This window comes from Paenibacillus pasadenensis (assembly GCF_002864175.1).
Taxonomy (GTDB): domain Bacteria; phylum Bacillota; class Bacilli; order Paenibacillales; family Paenibacillaceae; genus Paenibacillus_O; species Paenibacillus_O pasadenensis.
Window position 1 is genome coordinate 2,304,337 of sequence record NZ_NFEZ01000004.1, and the last position, 19,241, is coordinate 2,323,577.

Consider the following 19,241-nt stretch of genomic DNA (forward strand, 5'->3'; position numbering starts at 1 on the left):
CGCAAGTACATCCTATCCATGCACTGTCTCGGCAAAAATCTTGTCGCCCATGCGGTCCACCGCCGCCGCATACAAGACACGAATGAGGCGGGTTTCGGGGAGTCCTCGGACAAATCCATGGGCAGGGCAAGCGGGTCCGTGGTCTATTGAATGCACAACAAAATCTTCCTTTTTGGCCGATGTCGGGGGGATACCTGCATCATGCCAGAGGAAGATTTTTTAGTATTTAACCCATCTTAGAAGAGGATGTCCCTAAGCCAAGGCTTTTGGGACACCCTCTTTTTGCTGCGAGCTGGACTTAGATGAAAAAGGCGCGCGAAATGATGACGAGCAGGATGAACAGGACAAGGATGACGCCCGTGCTCGTGCCGAGTCCGCCATAGCCGGCTCCGACGCCTTCTGCCGCATAACCCATCGCAATTCCTCCCGGTTACATGTCATGGAGCGAAGTCCGCGAACGGCCTGCCATGCGGGTTGCCGGACTTCACATCCTCACTGTATGCGGCGGGCGGGCTGACGGACCCCGGCAGCTGTCCCGGATCAGCCGAAAGAATCGGGCGGAGCGGCTCTCCGGAGCCGGCCGGCTCCGCCGACTCGATGAGCTCTGTCGCCGCCGGCGTAGGCTCCGTGCTGGCGGTGATGGCATAGGCGTACTGGCGGAAATGCTTCAGCCTCGACTCGAGATTGACCTCGACGGCGTTGCCGCCGAGCAGGACGGATGCGGAGCTGTAGGCGATCACGTTGACGCAGCCGACCTGGATGGCCGGACATGGATTGGAGCGGATCGTGCGGACGTCCGCTTCCTCCAAGGATTCCTCCTCGATGGGGTTGAACGGCTTGACGAACAGGGAGTAGCCGGCGAAGTCCACCTCGCCGCCCGCCCGATGGTCGAGCTGCCGCTGCACCGCCAAGCCGGTGACGCGCGCGTTGACGCTGCCCGTGTCGCCGAACTGGACGACGGAGGAGAGGCCGATGCTGATCAGCTCGGCGGAGCCGATGTACGACGTGCGGATCGAAGCGTCGGAATCGATCATCCGCCGACCACGTTGACCGGACCGGTCGGGTTCAGGAAGCTGTTCGCGCCGAACGGAATCGGGCCGCCGGGCGTGACTTCCGGCTGAACCGTTTCGCCGGTGCCGGCGATCGGCACGACCGACTGGCCGCCTTCGCTCTGGATGATGCCCGCCTCCGGCGCCGCCTGCGGCTCGGGCAGCGGCGCGAACGGACCGATGATGACCGCCTCCGGCGGCGTATCGAAGATGGAATAAAGCGTGATGGCATCGGTGTCGCCGATCTGCAGCATCGAGGCCGCGGCGACGCCGGTCAGCTCAAGCGAGCCGACCGACAGCACATGGTTCGTGATGTTCACATTCATCGCCAAGTGGAATCAGTCCTTTCTACGCTGCGGCGCGATCCGCGCCAGCTGGGCCGCGTACTGCTCCAGCGTGGTCTCCGCGTCGCGAATCGCGCGCTGGGCCGTCCGCTGGAGCTGCTCCCTCCGCAGCGGGGAGCCGGCCGCGGCCTGCATCGCGCTGCGGGAGGAGAGCTCTTCGTTCAGATAGAGGCGGATCCGGTCGGGAAGCTGGCGGCGCACGTCTTCGATGACCATCTGCCGATGGGAGGGGTCCAGCTCCAGCCGATGGCCGCGGGCCGCGCTCTCCAGCTTGTCGTGCGCCGACTCGCTCAGCCACTGGTGGACGACGCTGCGGACGTCGGTGAAGCCGGGCAAGGCGCCGGGCTGCGGAGCCGGAGCGGCGCCGGCTGGCGGAACGGCCGCGCTGCCGGCCGGCGGCTGCCCGCTGAAGTTGTCGAGCGCCGGAGCGGTGAAGGCGCCCGGCCCCGGCTGCAGGCCGCTTTGCGCTCCCGGCACGCCGAAGCCCGCAGAGCCGGGAATGAGTCCCGGCGCATTTGGTCCGCCGGGAGGCGCGATACCGCTCGTGCCGGCGGCCCCGGCGTTCGGCGCGCCGGGCGGACCGGAAAATCCGGGCGGGGCGGCAGCGCCCGGAGCGAGCGTCTGTCCGCCGGCTTGCGGCGGCAAGACGCCCGGCGCCTGGCTGCCGACGAGATTCGGCGCGAGCGCAGTGCCCGGCGCATTGCCGAAGCTCGGCTGCTCGGGGCCGGGCGTCCAGGCTCCTGCCGGCGCGCCCGGCCCCTGGCTTCCCGCAGGAGTCGACGCGATGCCGCTCCCTGTGCCTGAATGGGCCGCCTGGGCGGCCAGCTGCTGCGCGATGCCCGGCGCGGCGGACTGCGGGATCGGCAGCGGATACACCTTGGCGCCGCCCTTCACCTGGGAGGGCAGAGCCATCTGGCCGAACTCCTGCATCTGCGCTTCGGACGGCGCGGTCATGCCGATGTTCAGCGTCCCGTCGAGCTGCTCGACCTTGAGCTGGTCGAAGTTGTACTCCAGCTTCTCGATCGTATAGGAAGGACGCGTCTCGAGCTCCGCCAGCCGGCTTTCGATCCGCTTCATGGAGGAGGTCAAATGCTCGTTCAGCCGCTGCTGGGCCGTCCAGCCGGCGGCGAGCGCCTGCAAGCAGCGCTGCAGGCAGACCGGATCGAGCAGATTGCCGGCGCAAGGATATTCGGCGGCAGCCTGCTCGGCGGCTGCTTCCGAGGCTTGATCGGGAACAAACGGGAAGGGCGGCGCCGAAAAGGGCCAGCCCTGATAATGCTGCCATTTTTGGACCCAGTTCGGGTCGATGGAGGCGATTGCTTTTGGAATCGCCTCTTCGTTCAAGCCCGGCGCGAAGTTAGGGTCGATGCCCGGGATGCCGATGCCGGCCGGAAAGGCTCCGGGCGGAAAGCCGGCAGGCGCAGCGCCTCCGGCAGCCGAGCCGAGCGGAGCCGCTTGCGGTCCGGACGGCGGAGGGACGGGAGCGGGCGGCGGCACGAACGGGGGCGCGAAGGAGGTCTGGCCGGGCGGCTGCAGCCAGCTGCCCGAGCTGGCCTCCGAGCCGCCCGGTTCGGGCACGACCGTCGCGCCGGGGATTTGGAACGTATTGTCGCCTTCGATGGCGGGCGAAGCGGGAGTCGCTGCCGTGATGCCCGGAGCCGGCGACAGGCTAGGGTCGGGCGGTGCGGCGGGCGGCGGAGCCGCCGAGGGAGGCCAGCCCGCCTGCGGAGGCAGGGCTCCGCCCGCAGTCCATCCGGCCGGCTGCGGCGCAGCGGCCCAGCTCCCGGCCTGCGGGCCGCCTGGAGGAGCGATCCAGCCCCCGGCCTGCGGGTCGCCTGGAGGAGCAATCCAGCCCCCGGCCTGCGGGCCGCCTGGAGGAGCGATCCAGCTCCCCGGCTGCGGCGCGCCTTGGGGGGCGTTCCAGTTCCCCGCTTGCGGTGCGCCTTGGGAGACGTTCCAGCTCCCCGGCTGCGGCGCGCCTTGGGGGACGTTCCAGTTCCCCGCTTGCGGCGCGCCTCCGCCGGGGAATCCGCCGCCCCATGCGCCGGGAAAGCCAGGCGAGGGGGCAGGAGCTCCCCACGATCCCGGGACGCCGCCGCCCGGATAAGGGGGCCATGCGCCAGGGCCGGCCGCAGCTCCGGGATAGAGAGGCGGCCAGCCCGCGCCGCCGCCTTTCCCGCCCATCATGCCGGGAAAGGCTCCTCCGAGCCCCGGCCATGCCATGCTTTTGCCGAGCAGCTTCGGTACGATGCCGCTCCCCATGCCGCCCATGCCGCCGGTTCCGGTCAGCATGCCGAGCAATGGGTTGCTCAGGAAGGAGCGGTTCGGAGGAGCTTCGGGCGCTCCGCTCGGGGAAGATCCGCCGGAGGCGGAAGAGTCCTTAGGGTCCATCCGGGACAGCACCTCCTTGGCGGATCAGCTTGGATTGGGCAAAGGAACGAAGTTCAGGGCGTTGGAGCTTTCTTCGGCGGCGGTGAGCGCCTCGGCCGGCTTGTCGAAGCCGCCCGAGTTGTACAGCTGAGAGACCGGACGGATGGAGCCGGCGCTGCCGATCTGGAGCACCGAGCTGTTGGCGACGCTGTCGACGCGCAGCTGATGGATCGTGATCGATTGATGGACGGTCAGGTTCATATAATGTTCGCTCCCGACGCCACTTCATTGGTGGAGTTGTCCTGCAGGTCCGGATCCAGCGTATTGGTCGCGCTCAGTCCGTTGTTGGCGTTCGTGAGACCGCCGGTGAGGAAGGAGCCGGAGCCGGCATACGTCTTGGATGTGCTCGACGGAGAGATCTGCACCGTATCCCCGAACTGCACGACGCCGCTGGAGCCGATGCTGACGATGTTGACGAAGCCTACAGCTGCTGGCATGGGATTCACCTCGTATCGGTATCGGAAAGATAGGCGAGCCGCAGCCACGCCCGGGCTGCCGCCTATATCCCCACTATATGCGGCATTCGCCCAAATGTTCCAAAAGGCGGGCCGTCCCGGCGAAAGCTGTCACGGCATGACGGCTCCGTGCATAGCGTAGGCATGAGGAGGCGAATGCCCATGGGCGAGAGATTCGAGCGGCTGCAGGATTGGCTGTCCAGGCAGCAGCTCCCGAGAGGATTTGAGATGATGAAGGATCCGGAATGGGTGGCGCGGTTCGTCAAAGGCATGATGGAAAGCGCGATGAGCGGCAATCCGAGCGCCGGTCTGTCGGGACTGCAGGAAGCGGCGGCCGAGCCGGAGGCGCGGGAGAAGGAGTTCCAGGCGGCGATCTCCTCGATCGAAGCCCAGTGGAGCGAGAGCCGCGACTATCTCGTGCTCAAGCTGCCGATGAACGGCGATCCGGACTGGGATACGCTGCGCGTGATGGCCAAGGAGGAGCGGCTCAAGCTGGAAGGACTTCCCGGACGCAAGCCGCAGGTGCTGAAGCTGCCTTCGCCGATCCTGCCGCGTTCGACGCGGGCGGTGCTGCGGGGAGGCGTGCTGCGCATCCGGATGAAAAAGAAGCCGGTGAGCCGCTATATCACCATTTCGGTCGAAGAGGGCATGGATTGAGTCCGCTCGTCAAGCCGGTCGAGCCGAGCGGCAGCGTAAAGCCGGTCGAGCGATGTCGGCCGCGCATGCCGCAGCGGCATGCCGGCCGCCTCGCGAGCGGCCCGGTCCGCTCGGGCGCACAGCGCCTAGCGGATCGGGCGGCACGGGCCTAGCGGCCCGGCCCGGATGCGGGTTGCGTTCGGCAAACGCTTCCGATATGATGCTAGAAGGAGATTTCTTTACATAAGGAGTGTCATAGGTGACTGCCGTAGATGTCAGCAACGTGCCGGCGGGCTTGTTCGTGCTCGGCGCCGTCTTCATCCTGCTTATCTTTTCCTTGCTCAGCCTCGGGGTGCTCAAGATGTTCCAGCAGCAGTTCCGCGCAGGCTGGCTCTACTTCGCCGGCAGCGTCATCAGCGCCGTCGTCTTCTATCTACTGCTGGATATATGGTATATCTAGCCTGAACGCCGATGGAGCCTCCCGCAGCCGGGCAGGCTCCTCCTTTTATTTCAGCCGAATCGAGGTCGAGTCAGATGTGGCAGTTCGTATGGTTCTTTTTCAATCTCGCTTTCGTCGCGATGGTGATCTGGTCGATGTTCATGCACCGCGCCTATGCCGACGCGCTCCATCGCGGAGACGCTCCGGAGCGGCTGCGGCTGCTGCGGCGGCGCAGGCTGCTGACGGCGATCCTGGCCGCGGCGCTTTTCGTCGCCGCCTCCGCCGCGTTCCTGACGAATATGAGACTGAACGGATAACGCAACCCGGGCAGGCAAATTTAGTGGCGAATTGGTGACGGTTCCCGGCCGTCTCGCAACTTTCCGGTGGCAAAGGCGTTTATGCTATCGACATAGGGAAGGCACGGCATCCGGTGCCGTCCGACAACAAAGGAGTCGAAGCATGAAACCGATCAAGTGGCTGCTCGTCGTTGCTCTTATTCTCGTTCCCCTGCTAGGTGGAGCCGCCGCGGACACCGCGACCGCGCGAGCCGCGTCCAATGTGCTCGTGCTTACCAAAAACAGCAAGCAGATGGTGCTGAACGGCACGATTCATATCGGCGCTCAGCCTCTCACCATCCGCGATGGCGTCTCTTACGCCTCGTTCGCCTCGATGGCGGCCCGTTACGGCTATGCCGTCTCTTACGACGCCAAGACGAAGGAATCTATCGCCCGGACGCCGTCCGGCGAGATCCGTTTCCGCATGAACACAAAAGTCGTGAACGCGAACGGCCAGAGCCTGACCGGCCAAGCGGCCGCCTTTTCGCTGAACGGCTCGATGATGGTGCCGATCCGCACCTGGGCGCTGGCGACCGGCAGCCGCGTCTCGGCGGCCGGCGTCAACGTGACGCTCGCCTGGGACACCAAGCCGAGCGCGGCGTTCAGCGTGTACCCGGCCAAGATCTATACCGGCGACCCGGTGACGTACGTAGACCGCTACAGCTCGCCGGAGGGAGCGCCGCTCCTCAATGAGGAATGGATCGGCCGGCAGGAGGTGTTCCTCGATCCCGGCACCTATACGATTACCCGCACCGTCCAGGACGCGACCGGCGCCTGGAGCGATCCGTTCACGCTGACGATTCAGGTGCATGCGCCGAACCAGCCTCCGGTCGCGGATTTCCGCACCGACAAGGACGTCTACCGTCAAGGCGAGCGCATCGAATTTACGAACCTCAGCACGGACGACAATACGAAGGATCTCAAGGAATACTGGATCGGCAAGCAGGAGGTGTTCTTCGAGCCCGGCGAGAAGGCGATCACGCTCGAGGTGACGGACGAGGAGGGCTACGCCTCCAGCGTCACGAAGACGATCCGGATCTCGGACGAGGTGCTTTATACGCGCGAGGAGTACGGCAAGCTGTTCACGGCGATCGGCGACATGTTCCCGGTCGACGGCAAGTCGGTGCTGAACATTCCGACGCTGTCGTACGATTTCCACTCCGAGCCGTCCAAGATGATCCGCAGCAACAGCCCGGAGCTGTGGACCTCCGAGGGCATCGCGTACGACGATCAGTTCCAGGGCGACATCCGGCTGCTGTTCCATAACAAGAACACGACCGGCTATCCGGTGCGCATGTACCTGGTCGCGACGAACGAGGGATACCGCACGGCGACGTTCGGCGTCAAGCATTTCGGTGCCGGCGGACCGGACCAGTACGAGGACAACACCGGCAAGATGTCGACCGTCCGCTATCTGGACTCGCTGCTGAGTCCTCCGACGGTCAAGTACACGACGGTGAAGCCCGGCCAGTCGGTCAAGGTGCTGACGGAGATCTCGACGCTCATCAAGCCGAACTTGATCTTTTCCGCCTATGCGGACGTCACCTCGGACCAGACGCTGCGCTTCCGCGTCGTCGTCGTCGCCGACGGCAAGGATCCGATCAAGGAGCTGAGCCGCCTGCAGCTCATGCCGGCCGACGGCAAGCATACGCGCGGCTCGTTCAACAACGCTACGCGTGAGATCGACATCCCGGGCGTGCTCGGCGGCAAGGCGGAGCGCATCGTGCTCGGCGACAACAAGCTCGATCCGTATCTGGACGGCTACGACAATACGGACGGCTCGCTGCAGCTCAACCGCGGCAATTTCGGCGTGCTGTACAAGATGAACATCCAGCTCGCTCCGCGCACGCTCGTCGCGCTCAACCCGCGCGGCGGCCTCTACACGGGCGCCTTCATCGTCAACGGCAGCCTCGTGCCGGTGCCGCGCAGCGGCTGGCTGCGCTCGCAGGACGAAGCGATGGTGCTCTATCGCTCGGGCAACTATCGCGAGACGCTGAACCTGACGTACCTGATCGCGTCGGGCAGCAACCTGCCAATCACGATGATCTTCCAGCCGCTCCCGGCGGAGAAGAGCTAGCTAGTCGATTGAATGGGGAGAGCCTGTAATGGGGAGAGCCTGTAATGGGGAGAGCCTGTTTCTCAAGGTCCAGCGGACCTGGGGAGCAGGCTCTTTTTGCTTGCGCGAGTGGGGCTTGCAATAGGACAAGGAATCCGCTGCGCGAGCCGAGCCTTTCTCGGCGGAAGCCGGAGAAGCAGGCTATGTTTGACAAAGAACCCGCTGCGCGAGCCGAGCCTTTCTCCGATTCCACTGGAAGCCGGATGGCTTGATCCCCTGACCTCCTATGCGGAGGCCATCCGTCTTCCAAGAGGACCGCTGCCGCTTCTCCGAAAGGCATCGTCTCGCTCCGCTTCGCCTTGTCCAAGCACTTCTCCACCCCCTTTTTATTAGGGAGAATCGTCTCCCGCATACCCGGGAGACGGCAGAACAGCTCTCCTCCCCGGTCCGGAAGAGTCGGAGTTGACGTTCCAACGTGCGCTCGTTCGAGTATGAATTTGCTTGATAGCTTAATAGATGGTCGGCGGTACGGAGTTGAGGGATAAGTCGAAAAAATCGAGTTACATGGCGGTTGGAGGCACGGAGCTGAGGGATTAAGTCGAAAAAATCGAGTTACTTGATTCGTGCTGTCAGGCCAAACGGGCAGAGTTACGCGGAAAAACCGAGTAACTCGGGTCGGCGGAGGCCAAACGGGGAAAGTTGCGCGGAGAAACCGAGTAACTCGGGTAGGCGGAGGCCAAACGGGCATAGTGGCGCGAAACCAGGCAGCGGGCAGAACCCTCTCCCACGAAAAAGAGACGGAGCGCTAGCTGCGTTTCGATCGATCTTGGCCAAAGCCATGCGCCCCCTCGCCGCGCGGGCGGTTCCAGCTTGCCGTCCCGCCGCGCGATGCGATTCGGCCGCGGTTCCTTCCTCAGCCCTAATCCTCGGCCGGGCCGCCGGCGAAGTCCGGCACGGAGACGCTCACCTCGGCGCGCTGCTCGGCGGAGCGGAGCACGCCGTCGATGATCGCCTGCTGGATGAGGATCTGCTCGCCGGGAATCGGCGCGCCGCGTCCTTCCCGGATGGCGTCGACGAAGTCGCGGACTTTTTCGCGGAACAGATCGATGGCATGCTCGACGAGCGGCACCTGCGTCATCGTCTGGCCGCCCATGAAGTCATGGAACATCTGGATGCTGCCGACCTTGCCGTCCCAGACGCCGGACCAGTTGCCCTGGCCGAACGGCGTGATCTTCAGCCCGGCGTCGGTGCCGAGGAAGTTGGTCGTCCCGAGCGAGTCGAGATGCATCGCCCAGCTGATTTTGAAATGCAGCGTCAGATCGCCCTCGAAGCGGATGAGCGCCGTGCCGAAGTCCTCGACGTCGAAGCGGTCCGCCTCCGGATGATAGACCGGATTGCGGCCGAAATGGTTGAACGTGCTCGCCGACACGGTCAGCGGCTTCGGATAGTCGAGCGCGTTCAGCGCCAGGTCGAGCGAGTAGCAGCCGATGTCGGCCATCGCGCCGGCGCCGGCCAGCTCCTTGCGGATGAACGTGCCTCCCGGCATGCCGCGGCGGCGTCCGCCGCCGGTCTCGACGTAATACACCTTGCCGAGCTTGCCGGAGCGGACGATGTCCTGGATCAGCTTCATGTTCGGATCATAGCGCGGCTGGAAGCCGATCGTCAGCATGCGTCCGCTGCGGCGCGAAGCCCGGACCATGTCCAGCCCCTCGTCGAGGGTGACGGACATCGGCTTCTCCAGCAGCACATGCTTGCCGGCCTCCAGAGAGTCGACGGTCGGCTGCCGGTGGGCGGAGTTCGGCGTGCAGACGCTTACGCCGTCAAGATCGAGCTGCAGCAGCTCGCGATAGTCGTCGAAGGCGAGCGTGCCGCTCAGGCCGTGGCGCTCGACGAATTCGGCGGCCTTGCCGGGGATGGCGTCGGCTACCGCTGCGATCTCCACGCCGGGAATGGTCTTGTAGGCGGCGGCATGCATGCCGGCGATGCCGCCGCTGCCGATGATGCCGATGCGGATGGTGGTTGTCGTCATAGGGATATCTTTCCCTCCTCGTGGATATGCTGCCAGCCGGGCAGGCTGCGGGAGTGCTCGCGGTAGCGGCTTGGCGTCATGCCGAAGCGCCTGCGGAACACATAATGAAGGTAGTTGCCGCTCTGGAAGCCGGTATCGGCCGCGATCCGCTCGATCGAGACGCTGTCCTCGGCGAGCGACGCGCAGACGCGCTCGAGCCGGCAGCGCTCGACGTACTCGCTGAACGAGGTGCCGCCCTGCTCCTTCATGATGCGCTGCAGCTGGCGGCTGCTGACATGGATGCGCTCGGCGACTTCCTTGAGCGTGATCGGCCGCGCGTAGTTGTCGCGGATGAACTGCGTCACCCGCTGATAGCGGTAGCTCGCCATGTCCCGCTCGGGCTGCCGGACGGCGGGCTGGCTGTCGAGCGCGGCGCGGGAAGCCCGCAGCAGAATCTGGATGACGGCTTGCTTGACAGTCGTCGCCCAGCCGGGCGCCCCTTCGGCGACCGCCTGATAGGCCGCGAGGAACCACGGCATCGCCTTGCAGCGGTCTGCCATCGGCATGGCGCCGAGCCGGTCGAGCGCCTCGACGCAATTGCGCGCTTCCTCGGCTTCCCACGGCTCCTCGCCTTCCGGCGCAGGGCCGTACTCAGGCTGGATGTCGATATGAAGGCAGAGCTCCTGCATGCCGCCGCCTGGCCCGGCCAGCTGCTGATGGACGACGCCCGGGCCGGTCAGATAGAACATGCCCTCGGAAAAGGCGTGTTCGCTGTCCTCGAGCGCCAGCATGCCGCTGCCGCCGGCGATGAAGTGGAACTCGTATTCGGAATGCTTGTGGAAGCGGATGAGATGATGCTCCGGAAAAGGGGCGAGATGGAAATGAAGCACGCGCAGCCGATACCCGCCCCAGCGGAAGCCCAGCTCCAGCCGGTCGAGGCTGTCCTGCTTCTCCAGCATGACGGCATAGGGCTTGGCCAGCGTCCTCATCCCCGTGCGGGCAGCTCGGAGATCGCGACGCGCCGTCCTTCGGCCGCCGAACGGTTCGCCGCTTCCATGAGCCGCGTCAGATCGGACGCCAGCGCGATGTTCTCCTCGGCTTCCGTGCCGTTTTGGATATGGCCGACCCATTGGCTGAACGCGTTCGGAAGCCGCTCGGGCAGCGGCAGCTCGCTCCAGCCTTCGCCTTCAAGCTTGGTGCTGCGGACGAGCAGCCGCTCGTCCGGCGTGCCGAACAGCAGCGCGCCTTCCGTGCCGAACAGCTCGATTTGGAACGGCGAGTGGCGGCTCGCGAAGCCTGCTTCGACGACGCCTACGGCGCCGTCCGGCCAGGACAGGAGCGCGACGGCGTTGTCCTCGACCTGACGCTCGGTGACATAGCCGTAAGCGGCTGTGACGCTCTCGGGCATCGAGCCTGCGAACAGGCGGGTCAGATACATCGGATGGCAGCCGAGGTCGATCAGCGCGCCGCCCGCCGTCTCTTCCGGCGCATAGAAATGCTCCGGGAGCCAGTTCGCGAGCGAGCCGTCATGAGCGAGCCGAACGCGGATCTCGGTCAGCTGGCCGAGCAGGCCGCGGGAAAGAACATCGCGAACCGCGACCGTATACGGATCGTTCAGTCTCGGCAGCGATACGGTCAGCTTGACGCCCGCCTTGCGCACGGCGTCGAGAATATCGTTCAGCTCGGCCGTCGTCGGCGCGACGACCTTTTCGGTGAAGATATGCTTGCCGGCGCGCGCGGCCTTCACCATGATGTCGCGATGCATCGTCGTCGGCGCGTCGACGATGACGCCGTCGATGCCGGGCGACGCCAGCAAGGCGTCCAGGTCGGCATGGAACGGCACGCCGAGCTTGGCCGCCGCCTCCTCGCCGCGGGATGGAATCTCGTCCCATACGGCCACGATTTCCGTATCGGGATGCTCCTGGGCATAACCGGTATACTCCCAGGCATGGACATGCCAGTAGCTGAGCTTGGCTAGACGGATCTTCATCGGTTCACGAACTCCTCTCGAGATGGGCATAACTATGATAATACGACATGCCTCCAAGTTATCATAGAAGAAACCGTCTTCATAGTGCGCGAATCGGACATAAAAGCTTCGATATCGCGCCAAGCGATTCGGTTGCATTCGCATAGGCGCTCCTTCACAATAGAAGGAAGCACAAGCATTTCATAGGAAGGGGGAGCAGGGAGTGGGGATGAAACGCGTCGTGCAGGCGCCGGTCCATGTGTATCGCAAGGTCATTTCGCCGCTCAAGCCGCCGACCTGCCGCTTTTATCCGACCTGCTCGGCCTACGCGCTCGCAGCGATCGAGAAGCATGGCGCAGCCAAAGGCTCCTGGCTGGCGGCGAGGCGCATCCTGCGCTGCCACCCGTTCCATCCGGGAGGCTACGATCCGGTGCCGTAGCTTCCTTGACAGGTCCGGCCGCCATTCGGTATCATTACCGTACCATATCGAATTTCCAATGATGGGAAGAGTAGTTCCGCAGCCTCCGCTCTCAGAGAGCCGGGCTCGACGGTGCAAGCCGGCCGGAGGAGCGGGATGAAGATGGCCCCGGAGGAATCCGCTCCGATCGCTCCGCCTAGCCGGCGGAAGCGCCAGGCGCGGACGTCAGGCCGACGTTACCGGTCCCCGTCGCCTCCAGCTCGGAGGCGGCGCACGAAGCCTTCCCCGCAGCCGGCATCCGGCCCCGCGGCGAAGGGAATTTGGGTGGTACCACGAAGCGCTCCCGCTCTCGTCCCATGGCGGACGGGGGCTTTTTGTTTTTTTTCAAAAGAAAATCCGGAGGGATCCCCATGTCCAGCGAGACCAAATCGTTCTATATCACGACTCCGATCTACTATCCGAGCGGCAAGCTGCATATCGGCCACGCCTACTGCACGCTGGCCGGCGACGCGATGGCGCGCTACAAGCGCGCGCGCGGCTACGACGTCTGGTACCTGACCGGCACTGACGAGCATGGCCAAAAGATCGAGCGCTCCGCCAAGGAAGAAGGCCTCACGCCGATCCAGTTCCTCGACCGCAACGTCTCGGAGATTCAAAAGCTGTGGGCGAAGCTCGAGATCAGCCACGACGACTTCATCCGCACAACGGAGGAGCGCCACAAGCTGTCCGCGCAGAAGATCTTCAAGCAGCTGCTGGATCAGGGCGACATTTACAAAGGAACATACGAGGGCTGGTACTGCACGCCATGCGAGTCGTTCTTCACGGAGCGCCAGCTCGAGAACGGCAACTGTCCCGACTGCGGCCGCCCGGTCGAACTGGTCAAGGAGGAGAGCTATTTCTTCCGCATGAGCAAGTACGCCGACCGGCTGCTGAGCTACTATGAGGAGCATCCGGAATTCATCCAGCCGGAGTCGCGCAAAAACGAGATGATCAACAACTTCATCAAGCCGGGGCTCGAGGATCTGGCCGTATCGCGCGCGACGTTCGACTGGGGCATCCAGGTGCCGAACGACCCGGAGCATGTCATCTATGTATGGATCGACGCGCTCTCCAACTACATCACCGCGCTCGGCTACGGCTCGGACGACGAGTCGGCCTACCGCAAGTTCTGGCCGGCGGACGTGCATCTCGTCGGCAAGGAGATCGTGCGCTTCCATACGATCTATTGGCCGATCATGCTGATGGCGCTCGACCTGCCGCTGCCCAAAAAGGTGTTCGGCCACGGCTGGTGGCTCGTCAAGGAAGGCAAGATGTCCAAGTCCAAAGGCAATGTCATCGACCCGGTCGTGCTGCTTGACCGCTACGGACTGGACGCGCTGCGCTACTTCCTGCTGCGCGAGGTGCCGTTCGGCTCGGACGGCACGTTCACGCCGGAAGGCTTCGTCGAGCGGCTGAACTTCGATCTCGCCAACGACCTCGGCAATCTGCTGAACCGGACGGTCGCGATGATCGACAAATACTTCGGCGGCGAGATTCCGGCCTATGCCGGCAAGGTCACGCCGTTCGACGAGGCGCTGGAGAAGCAGGCGGCCGATTCCATCGCCGCCGTCGAGGAAGCGATGGAGTCGATGCAGTTCTCCGTCGCGCTCTCGGCCATCTGGCAGCTCGTCAGCCGCACGAACAAATACATCGACGAGACGCAGCCGTGGGTGCTCGCCAAGGACGAGGCGCGCCGCGCCGAGCTCGCCTCCGCGATGCATCATCTGGCCGAGTCGCTGCGCATCGTCTCCGTGCTGCTGACGCCGTTCATGTCCCGCGCGCCGAGGGAGATCCGCGTCCAGCTCGGCGTCGAGGAAGGCCCGCTCGCCTCATGGGACAGCGCGCGCGAGTTCGGCTCCCTGCCGGGCGGCACGCGCGTCGCCAAGGGCAGCCCGCTGTTCCCGCGCCTCGACGCCGAGGAAGAGATCGCCTACATCGTGAGCGCGATCTCCGGCGGCTCCAAACCGGCCGAGGCTCCAGCAGCCGAAGCCGCGGCATCGGCCGCGGCGCTGCCTGCGGCCGCCGAGCCGGTGGAGGCGCCGGAGCTCAAGGAGGAGATCGGCATCGACGACTTCGCCAAGGTGGAGCTGCGCGTCGCCCAGGTCATCGCCGCCGAGCCGGTGCCGAAGGCCGACAAGCTGCTCAAGCTGCAGCTCGACCTCGGCTTCGAGCAGCGTCAGGTCGTCTCCGGCATCGCCAAGTTCTACAAGCCGGAGGAGCTCGTCGGGCGCAAAGTCATCTGCGTGACGAACCTCAAGCCGGTCAAGCTTAGAGGAGAGCTGTCGCGCGGCATGATTTTGGCCGCTTCGCAGGGCGATCAGCTGACGCTGGCGACGGTGCCGGACTCGATGCCGAACGGCGCGGTCGTGAAGTAAGGCCAGGCTTCCACTCGCATCACCGAAAGGGGAATCGCCCCAGCCATGTCCAGCATCAATATCGGCCTGGCGTTCATCGGCGGGATCGCATCGTTCATCTCGCCGTGCTGCCTGCCGCTCTATCCTTCGTATCTTTCCTATATTACGGGCATCTCGGTCGCCGATCTGAAAAGCGAAAAGCCGGGAGCGGAAGTGCGGCGGCGGACAATGACCCACACGCTGTTCTTCATTCTCGGCTTCTCGGTCGTCTACTACACGCTCGGCTACAGCACGAACAAGTTCGCGGAGCTGTTCTCCGATTATCAGGATTTGATCCGCATGCTGTCGGCGATCCTCATCATGCTGATGGGATTGTTCCTGCTCGGCCTGTTCCAGCCGCGAGCGCTCATGCGGGATTTCAAGCTGCCGGTCAAGAGAGGCTCGGGCTATCTCGGCTCCTTTATTTTCGGCATCGGCTTCTCGGCGGGCTGGTCGCCCTGCATCGGACCGATCCTGGCGGGCATCCTGGCGCTCGCCGCGTCGGATCCCGGCACCTGGTTCAGCCTGACGACCGCCTACGCGCTCGGCTTCGCCATTCCGTTTTTCCTGCTGGCGTTCTTCATCGGCTCCGCCCGCTGGATCCTCAAGTATTCGTCGCTGCTGATGAAGCTCGGCGGCGGGCTGATGCTCGTCATGGGGGTGCTGCTGTTCACCGACCGCATGTACATCATTACGGTCTATCTGAACAGCATCACGCCGGACTGGCTCAAGTTCTAGAACATCGCTGCCTCAGGTGAAGTAATCGATCGTCGCCTGGGGGAAGCGGTCAAAGATGCGCTCCGAGATGAACATCCGGAGCGCATCTGCCTGTTCATCGGGATAAACGTACTTGCCCTGTCCCCAGCGGCCCCATTTGTACTTGCGCTTTTCGATGTCCATCTCAAGCTTCGTCTTCGGGTAGCGCTTTTCAATCGTATTTTTTGCCGTTTTCGTAAAGCGGTGCTGAATCAGCTCGAACGTCAGATCGGGCACTCCAGACGGCAGCGCCTTGGCGAGCCTGTCCAGCAGCTCGGCATAGCCTTCCTCCCAGCCGTCATGCCAGATGATCGGCGCGATCAGGAAGCCGATCGGATAGCCGGCGCGGGCGACCTTCCCGGCCGCTTCGATCCGCTGCTCGAAGCTGGAGGTCGCCGGCTCGAAGTTCTTGATGACATAGCGGGCGTTGACGCTGAAGCGGATGCGCGTATGGCCGTTATGCCGCAGTCCGAGCAGAGAGTCGACATGGTGGAACTTGGTGACGAATCGCAGCCGCCCGAGCTCCTGGTCCGCCATGAACTCGATCAGCTCGGCGAGCGAGCCGCTGATCGGCTCGAGTCCGACCGGATCGGACGTGCAGGCCGCCTCGAAACGGGTGATCTGCGGCGCCCGCTCCGCGATATAGCCGCGCGCCGCGTCCATGATCTCCTCGGTATTGACGTAGACGCGCACATACGGCTTGGCGCCGAGCGTCGTCTGCAGGTAGCAGTAATGGCAATGGGCCATGCAGCCGGTGGCGATCGGAATGGCATATTCGGCGGACGGCTTCGACGTATCGAACTTCAGCGTCTTGCGCAGGCCGACGACAAGCGTGCGCTTGGCGATCCGGTATTTCTCCAGCTCCGACTCGCCGGGCAGATCGGTGATCCGGTTGTGCGAGGTCGTCATGCGGACGGGCAGTCCTTGCTGGACCGCCCATTCGTAGATCCGTTTGCCCTTCGGATAGCTCAGCGCATCCGGCTCAAAATAGACCAGCTCCGGTACGAACGATTCGAGCCTAGCGGGGGGTCTTTCCATCGTGGTGCTCAAGGTCGGCGGCCTCCTTGCTCGATCGGGATGGGAGAACGGAAAACAAGCTTATTTTGACCGCTGCGGAGCGCCGGCAATCCGGTACATTCAGGAGAGGGGCAAGTTGCGAGGGCGATTCTTTACGTTGTATGATACTAAGGAGCATGGCAGTCACCCTGCGCAGGTGTACGGCCGGTTAGGAGGGGTCGCATGCCTACACCGAGCATGGAGGATTATTTGGAACGGATCTACAAGCTGATCGAGGAGAAAGGGTACGCCCGCGTCTCCGACATCGCGGAGGGGCTGGAGGTCCATCCCTCGTCCGTCACCAAGATGATCCAGAAGCTGGACAAAGACCAATACCTCATTTATGAGAAGTATCGGGGACTCGTTTTGACCAGCAAAGGCAAAAAAATGGGCAAGCGCCTTGTCGAGCGCCATCATCTGCTCGAGGAGTTCCTGGAGCTGATCGGGGTGCAGGAGGAGAACATCTATCGCGACGTCGAAGGGATCGAGCATCATCTGAGCTGGGATTCGATCACCTGCATCGAGACGCTCGTCGAATATTTCCGCCGCGACAGCGAGCGGCTCGAATCGCTCCGCGGACTGCGCGGCGAGCTTGAAGCGGATAGCTGAGCCGGGCTGTGGAGCCGGAGAGCGGGAGGAAGCGCCTGTCGGCAGGCACTTCCTCCTGTTTTTACGGGACAGCCGCCGCTTCCCTGCCAAAAAAAGAAGCGCCCCGACTGGGGCGCTTCTTTTTTGTTTCCCGTGCCATTCGGCATCAGTGATATTTGGGCATGCCGTCCTCGTCCTTGCCGCCTTCGATGACGCGGAACGGGGAAGCCTTGCGCGAACGCGGCTTGGCCGCGGCAGCCTGGCGAGGCTTGCCGGCGGAAGAAGCAGCGGCCGCGCGGCCTGGCTTGACGCGGGGCCGCGCGGCGCGGCCCGCCCGTCCGGCTGGGCTCAGCCGGTACAGGCCGAAGATCAGCGCCAGCACGACAAGCGGCAGCAGGGCGGTAAAGTTGCGGCTCAACACCATTTGAACCAGGCCGATGAGGGCTAGGAAAGCCAGCACGGCCATCCAGATCGTCGCCGTTCTACGCTTCACGTTCATTCCGCCTTTCGCGATAGGGTGGATATTATACGGCTGCGCCGGCCGGCTGGGGCTCGTTTACCTGCTGCTCAAGCTCGCGCATCCGCTTGAACGAAGCGATGGAGACCGCCACCTGGTCGTCGGTCGGCTCCTTGGTCGTCAGCAGCTGCAGCCAGAGGCCCGGATAGCCGAGGAAGCGGAGCACCGGCACCTCGCGCAGCGAGTTGGTGAAGCGGAGCACCTCGTAGGATACGCCGAGCACGACCGGGAGCAGCAGCAGCCGGATGTAGACCCGCTCCCATAGCGTATCCCAAGTGAAGAAAGAATAGACGATGACGCCGACGAGCACCGAGAAAATGATGAAGCTGCTGCCGCAGCGGTAATGGAGACGCGTGCGGCGCTGCACGTTCTCGACGGTGAGCTCGTCTCCGTGCTCGTAGGCGGTGATGACCTTATGCTCGGCGCCATGGTATTGGAACAGCCGCTTGATCATCGGCGTGAGCGAGAGCAAGTACAGATAAGCGAGCAGGAACAGGATCTTGATCGCGCCCTCGAGCAGGTTGTGGATGACGATGTTCCCGAACCGGCCTTGGAAAAGCAGGTCCTCGACGATCGCCGGCACGGCGGTGAACACGACCTTGCCGAGGATGAAGCTGATGACGCCGGCGACGGCGACGCCGAACACCATGGCGAGGCTCCAGCCTTCCTTCTTTTCCGGCTTGGGCTTGGCGGAGTCGGCATCGGACGCCTCGTCCTTTTCCTCGTTGTCCTCGGCATAGGCTTCCATCGAGAAGTTCAGATGCTGCGAGCCTCTCGCGCTTGACTCGAGGATGCCGATGACGCCGCGTACGAACGGCACTTTCTTGAGCGGCTGATACCACGGCTTCTTGCGGCTGGCGGGCACTTCATAGTAGGCGATCTCGTCATTCTTGCGCCGGACGGCGGTGACGTTGACGTTGCGTCCGCCGAACATGACGCCCTCGATCACCGCTTGTCCGCCGTAGATGGATGTAGTTGGTTCTGGCAACGAAGCTCACCTTCCTCTAGGTCTCGGACGGCCGCGAAGGCCGCCTGCTTGGCATGCTTCTATTGTACTTGATGGCACCAGCCATTGCCAGCGCGCGATCGCCTCGGCGGCCGCGGTAATCCTGGCGGCATTGGCGCATACTACCTGCGACAACGGTCTAACAAGGAGGAATCATCGACATGAGCGCATCCGCCGCTTCCCGCGAGGCCTCATCGGCATCGCGCCGCTCCCGCCGCGTCACGAACCCATGGTCGTACTGCGCTTCGCTCGGGTTTTGGGCCGGCCTGTTCTGGGGGACGATCCGCTGGCTGCTTTATACCTTCAAGTTCACCTCCGTGCTGCCGGCCTTTTTGGCCGATCCGTTCTTCCGCCGCTCGTTCCTCGTCACCGGCTGGGGACATGGGACGGGCATCGCGGCGTTCATCGTGTTCTCGATCGTCGCGGCTTATTTGTACAAGCTGCTGCTCGGGCGCTTCCGGGGGCCGTGGGCGGGGTTTTTCTACGGACTGCTCTGGTGGACGCTGCTTTTCCTCGCTTTCGGCCCGCTGCTCGGCATGATGGAGCCGGTCACCCGGATCGGCTGGAATTCGATCTTCACGGAGATCAGCCTGTTCATCGTCTGGGGCATGTTCATCGGCTATTCGATCGCATTTGAATTCAACGACGAAGCCTCCCGCGAGCCTCGCAAGGAGCCGTGAGGCCCTTCTCAACCGCTGCCCGGTTGTGGTAGAATGGCAAGTAGCCTTTTTTTCAACGTCTGGGCAT

The 19,241-nt window shown here is 64.0% G+C and carries 21 protein-coding genes; 9 read left to right on the top strand and 12 right to left on the bottom strand.

The window, feature by feature from the left end:
* Positions 1-298: 298 nt before the first annotated feature.
* The 6 genes from B8V81_RS19310 to B8V81_RS19335 are packed head-to-tail and all read right to left on the bottom strand — an operon-like array spanning position 299 to position 4,260.
* The gene (locus B8V81_RS19310; RefSeq protein WP_084137414.1) at positions 299-415 is read right to left on the bottom strand and encodes a sporulation protein YjcZ; all 117 of its coding nucleotides are present in this window, start codon (positions 413-415) and stop codon (positions 299-301) included.
* A 22-nt stretch (positions 416-437) separates the two neighbouring features.
* Positions 438-1,034 (bottom strand): spore germination protein GerPE, encoded by a 597-nt coding sequence (locus tag B8V81_RS19315; protein WP_028599637.1) that lies wholly within the window; start codon positions 1,032-1,034, stop codon positions 438-440.
* The gene (locus B8V81_RS26195) at positions 1,031-1,381 is read right to left on the bottom strand and encodes a hypothetical protein (RefSeq protein ID WP_307719969.1); all 351 of its coding nucleotides are present in this window, start codon (positions 1,379-1,381) and stop codon (positions 1,031-1,033) included. Before B8V81_RS26195 ends, B8V81_RS19315 begins: the two co-directional genes overlap by 4 nt.
* Positions 1,382-1,387: 6 nt before the next feature.
* Positions 1,388-3,784 (bottom strand): spore germination protein GerPC, encoded by a 2,397-nt coding sequence (gene gerPC / locus B8V81_RS19325; RefSeq protein WP_101809000.1) that lies wholly within the window; start codon positions 3,782-3,784, stop codon positions 1,388-1,390.
* A gap of 24 nt (positions 3,785-3,808) precedes the next feature.
* Positions 3,809-4,024, bottom strand: coding sequence for a spore germination protein GerPB (locus B8V81_RS19330; protein ID WP_028599639.1), 216 nt, complete (start codon positions 4,022-4,024; stop codon positions 3,809-3,811).
* Entirely contained in the window at positions 4,021-4,260 is a 240-nt protein-coding gene (locus tag B8V81_RS19335; RefSeq protein ID WP_101809001.1) for a spore germination protein, read from the bottom strand. The genes B8V81_RS19330 and B8V81_RS19335 overlap by 4 nt, the downstream gene beginning before the upstream one ends.
* Before the next feature lie 180 nt (positions 4,261-4,440).
* On the opposite strand from B8V81_RS19335, the gene B8V81_RS19340 reads away from it, so the two are divergent.
* From B8V81_RS19340 to B8V81_RS19355, 4 genes are all read left to right on the top strand, one after another.
* A complete protein-coding gene (locus tag B8V81_RS19340) occupies positions 4,441-4,935 on the top strand; it encodes an Hsp20/alpha crystallin family protein (RefSeq protein WP_028599641.1) in 495 nt (164 codons plus the stop codon).
* Positions 4,936-5,173: 238 nt separating this feature from the next.
* Complete coding sequence (locus B8V81_RS19345) at positions 5,174-5,374, top strand: hypothetical protein (protein ID WP_101809002.1); 201 nt, start codon at positions 5,174-5,176, stop codon at positions 5,372-5,374.
* Between the two features lie 74 nt (positions 5,375-5,448).
* Positions 5,449-5,670 carry a hypothetical protein gene (locus B8V81_RS19350; protein WP_101809003.1) on the top strand — a complete coding sequence of 74 codons (222 nt, stop codon included), beginning with the start codon at positions 5,449-5,451 and terminating at the stop codon, positions 5,668-5,670.
* Positions 5,671-5,812: 142 nt separating this feature from the next.
* Positions 5,813-7,765, top strand: coding sequence for a stalk domain-containing protein (locus B8V81_RS19355; RefSeq protein WP_101809004.1), 1,953 nt, complete (start codon positions 5,813-5,815; stop codon positions 7,763-7,765).
* Between the two features lie 898 nt (positions 7,766-8,663).
* On the opposite strand, the gene B8V81_RS19360 is transcribed toward B8V81_RS19355, so the two are convergent.
* The 3 genes from B8V81_RS19360 to B8V81_RS19370 are packed head-to-tail and all read right to left on the bottom strand — an operon-like array spanning position 8,664 to position 11,742.
* A complete protein-coding gene (locus B8V81_RS19360; protein ID WP_043111597.1) occupies positions 8,664-9,773 on the bottom strand; it encodes a Gfo/Idh/MocA family protein in 1,110 nt (369 codons plus the stop codon).
* Complete coding sequence (locus tag B8V81_RS19365) at positions 9,770-10,741, bottom strand: AraC family transcriptional regulator (protein ID WP_043111596.1); 972 nt, start codon at positions 10,739-10,741, stop codon at positions 9,770-9,772. Before B8V81_RS19365 ends, B8V81_RS19360 begins: the two co-directional genes overlap by 4 nt.
* Complete coding sequence (locus B8V81_RS19370; protein ID WP_028599879.1) at positions 10,738-11,742, bottom strand: Gfo/Idh/MocA family protein; 1,005 nt, start codon at positions 11,740-11,742, stop codon at positions 10,738-10,740. Before B8V81_RS19370 ends, B8V81_RS19365 begins: the two co-directional genes overlap by 4 nt.
* 208 nt (positions 11,743-11,950) lie before the next feature.
* Between B8V81_RS19370 and yidD the strand changes: the two genes are divergently transcribed.
* The 3 genes from yidD to B8V81_RS19385 all read left to right on the top strand — a co-directional run bounded on the left by yidD (position 11,951) and on the right by B8V81_RS19385 (position 15,309).
* Entirely contained in the window at positions 11,951-12,160 is a 210-nt protein-coding gene (gene yidD / locus B8V81_RS19375; protein ID WP_028599878.1) for a membrane protein insertion efficiency factor YidD, read from the top strand.
* 389 nt (positions 12,161-12,549) lie between these two features.
* The gene (gene metG / locus B8V81_RS19380; protein ID WP_028599877.1) at positions 12,550-14,553 is read left to right on the top strand and encodes a methionine--tRNA ligase; all 2,004 of its coding nucleotides are present in this window, start codon (positions 12,550-12,552) and stop codon (positions 14,551-14,553) included.
* 45 nt (positions 14,554-14,598) lie between these two features.
* Positions 14,599-15,309, top strand: coding sequence for a cytochrome c biogenesis CcdA family protein (locus tag B8V81_RS19385; RefSeq protein ID WP_028599876.1), 711 nt, complete (start codon positions 14,599-14,601; stop codon positions 15,307-15,309).
* Positions 15,310-15,321: 12 nt separating this feature from the next.
* Here the strand turns inward: B8V81_RS19385 and splB are convergent, their stop codons facing one another.
* Positions 15,322-16,365 carry a spore photoproduct lyase gene (gene splB / locus B8V81_RS19390; RefSeq protein WP_043111623.1) on the bottom strand — a complete coding sequence of 348 codons (1,044 nt, stop codon included), beginning with the start codon at positions 16,363-16,365 and terminating at the stop codon, positions 15,322-15,324.
* A 201-nt stretch (positions 16,366-16,566) separates the two neighbouring features.
* Between splB and mntR the strand changes: the two genes are divergently transcribed.
* On the top strand, positions 16,567-16,992 hold the full coding sequence (mntR, locus tag B8V81_RS19395; RefSeq protein WP_028599874.1) for a transcriptional regulator MntR: 426 nt from the start codon (positions 16,567-16,569) through the stop codon (positions 16,990-16,992).
* Between the two features lie 145 nt (positions 16,993-17,137).
* Here mntR and B8V81_RS19400 read toward each other — a convergent pair whose 3' ends face one another.
* Together B8V81_RS19400 and B8V81_RS19405 are read right to left on the bottom strand one after the other, a co-directional pair.
* The gene (locus B8V81_RS19400; protein WP_146000535.1) at positions 17,138-17,464 is read right to left on the bottom strand and encodes a hypothetical protein; all 327 of its coding nucleotides are present in this window, start codon (positions 17,462-17,464) and stop codon (positions 17,138-17,140) included.
* 31 nt (positions 17,465-17,495) lie between these two features.
* Entirely contained in the window at positions 17,496-18,476 is a 981-nt protein-coding gene (locus tag B8V81_RS19405; RefSeq protein WP_101809006.1) for a DUF1385 domain-containing protein, read from the bottom strand.
* 179 nt (positions 18,477-18,655) lie between these two features.
* Here B8V81_RS19405 and B8V81_RS19410 point away from each other — a divergent pair, with 179 nt between their 5' ends.
* Positions 18,656-19,174 (top strand): YqhR family membrane protein, encoded by a 519-nt coding sequence (locus B8V81_RS19410; protein ID WP_101809007.1) that lies wholly within the window; start codon positions 18,656-18,658, stop codon positions 19,172-19,174.
* Positions 19,175-19,241 lie beyond the last annotated feature (67 nt).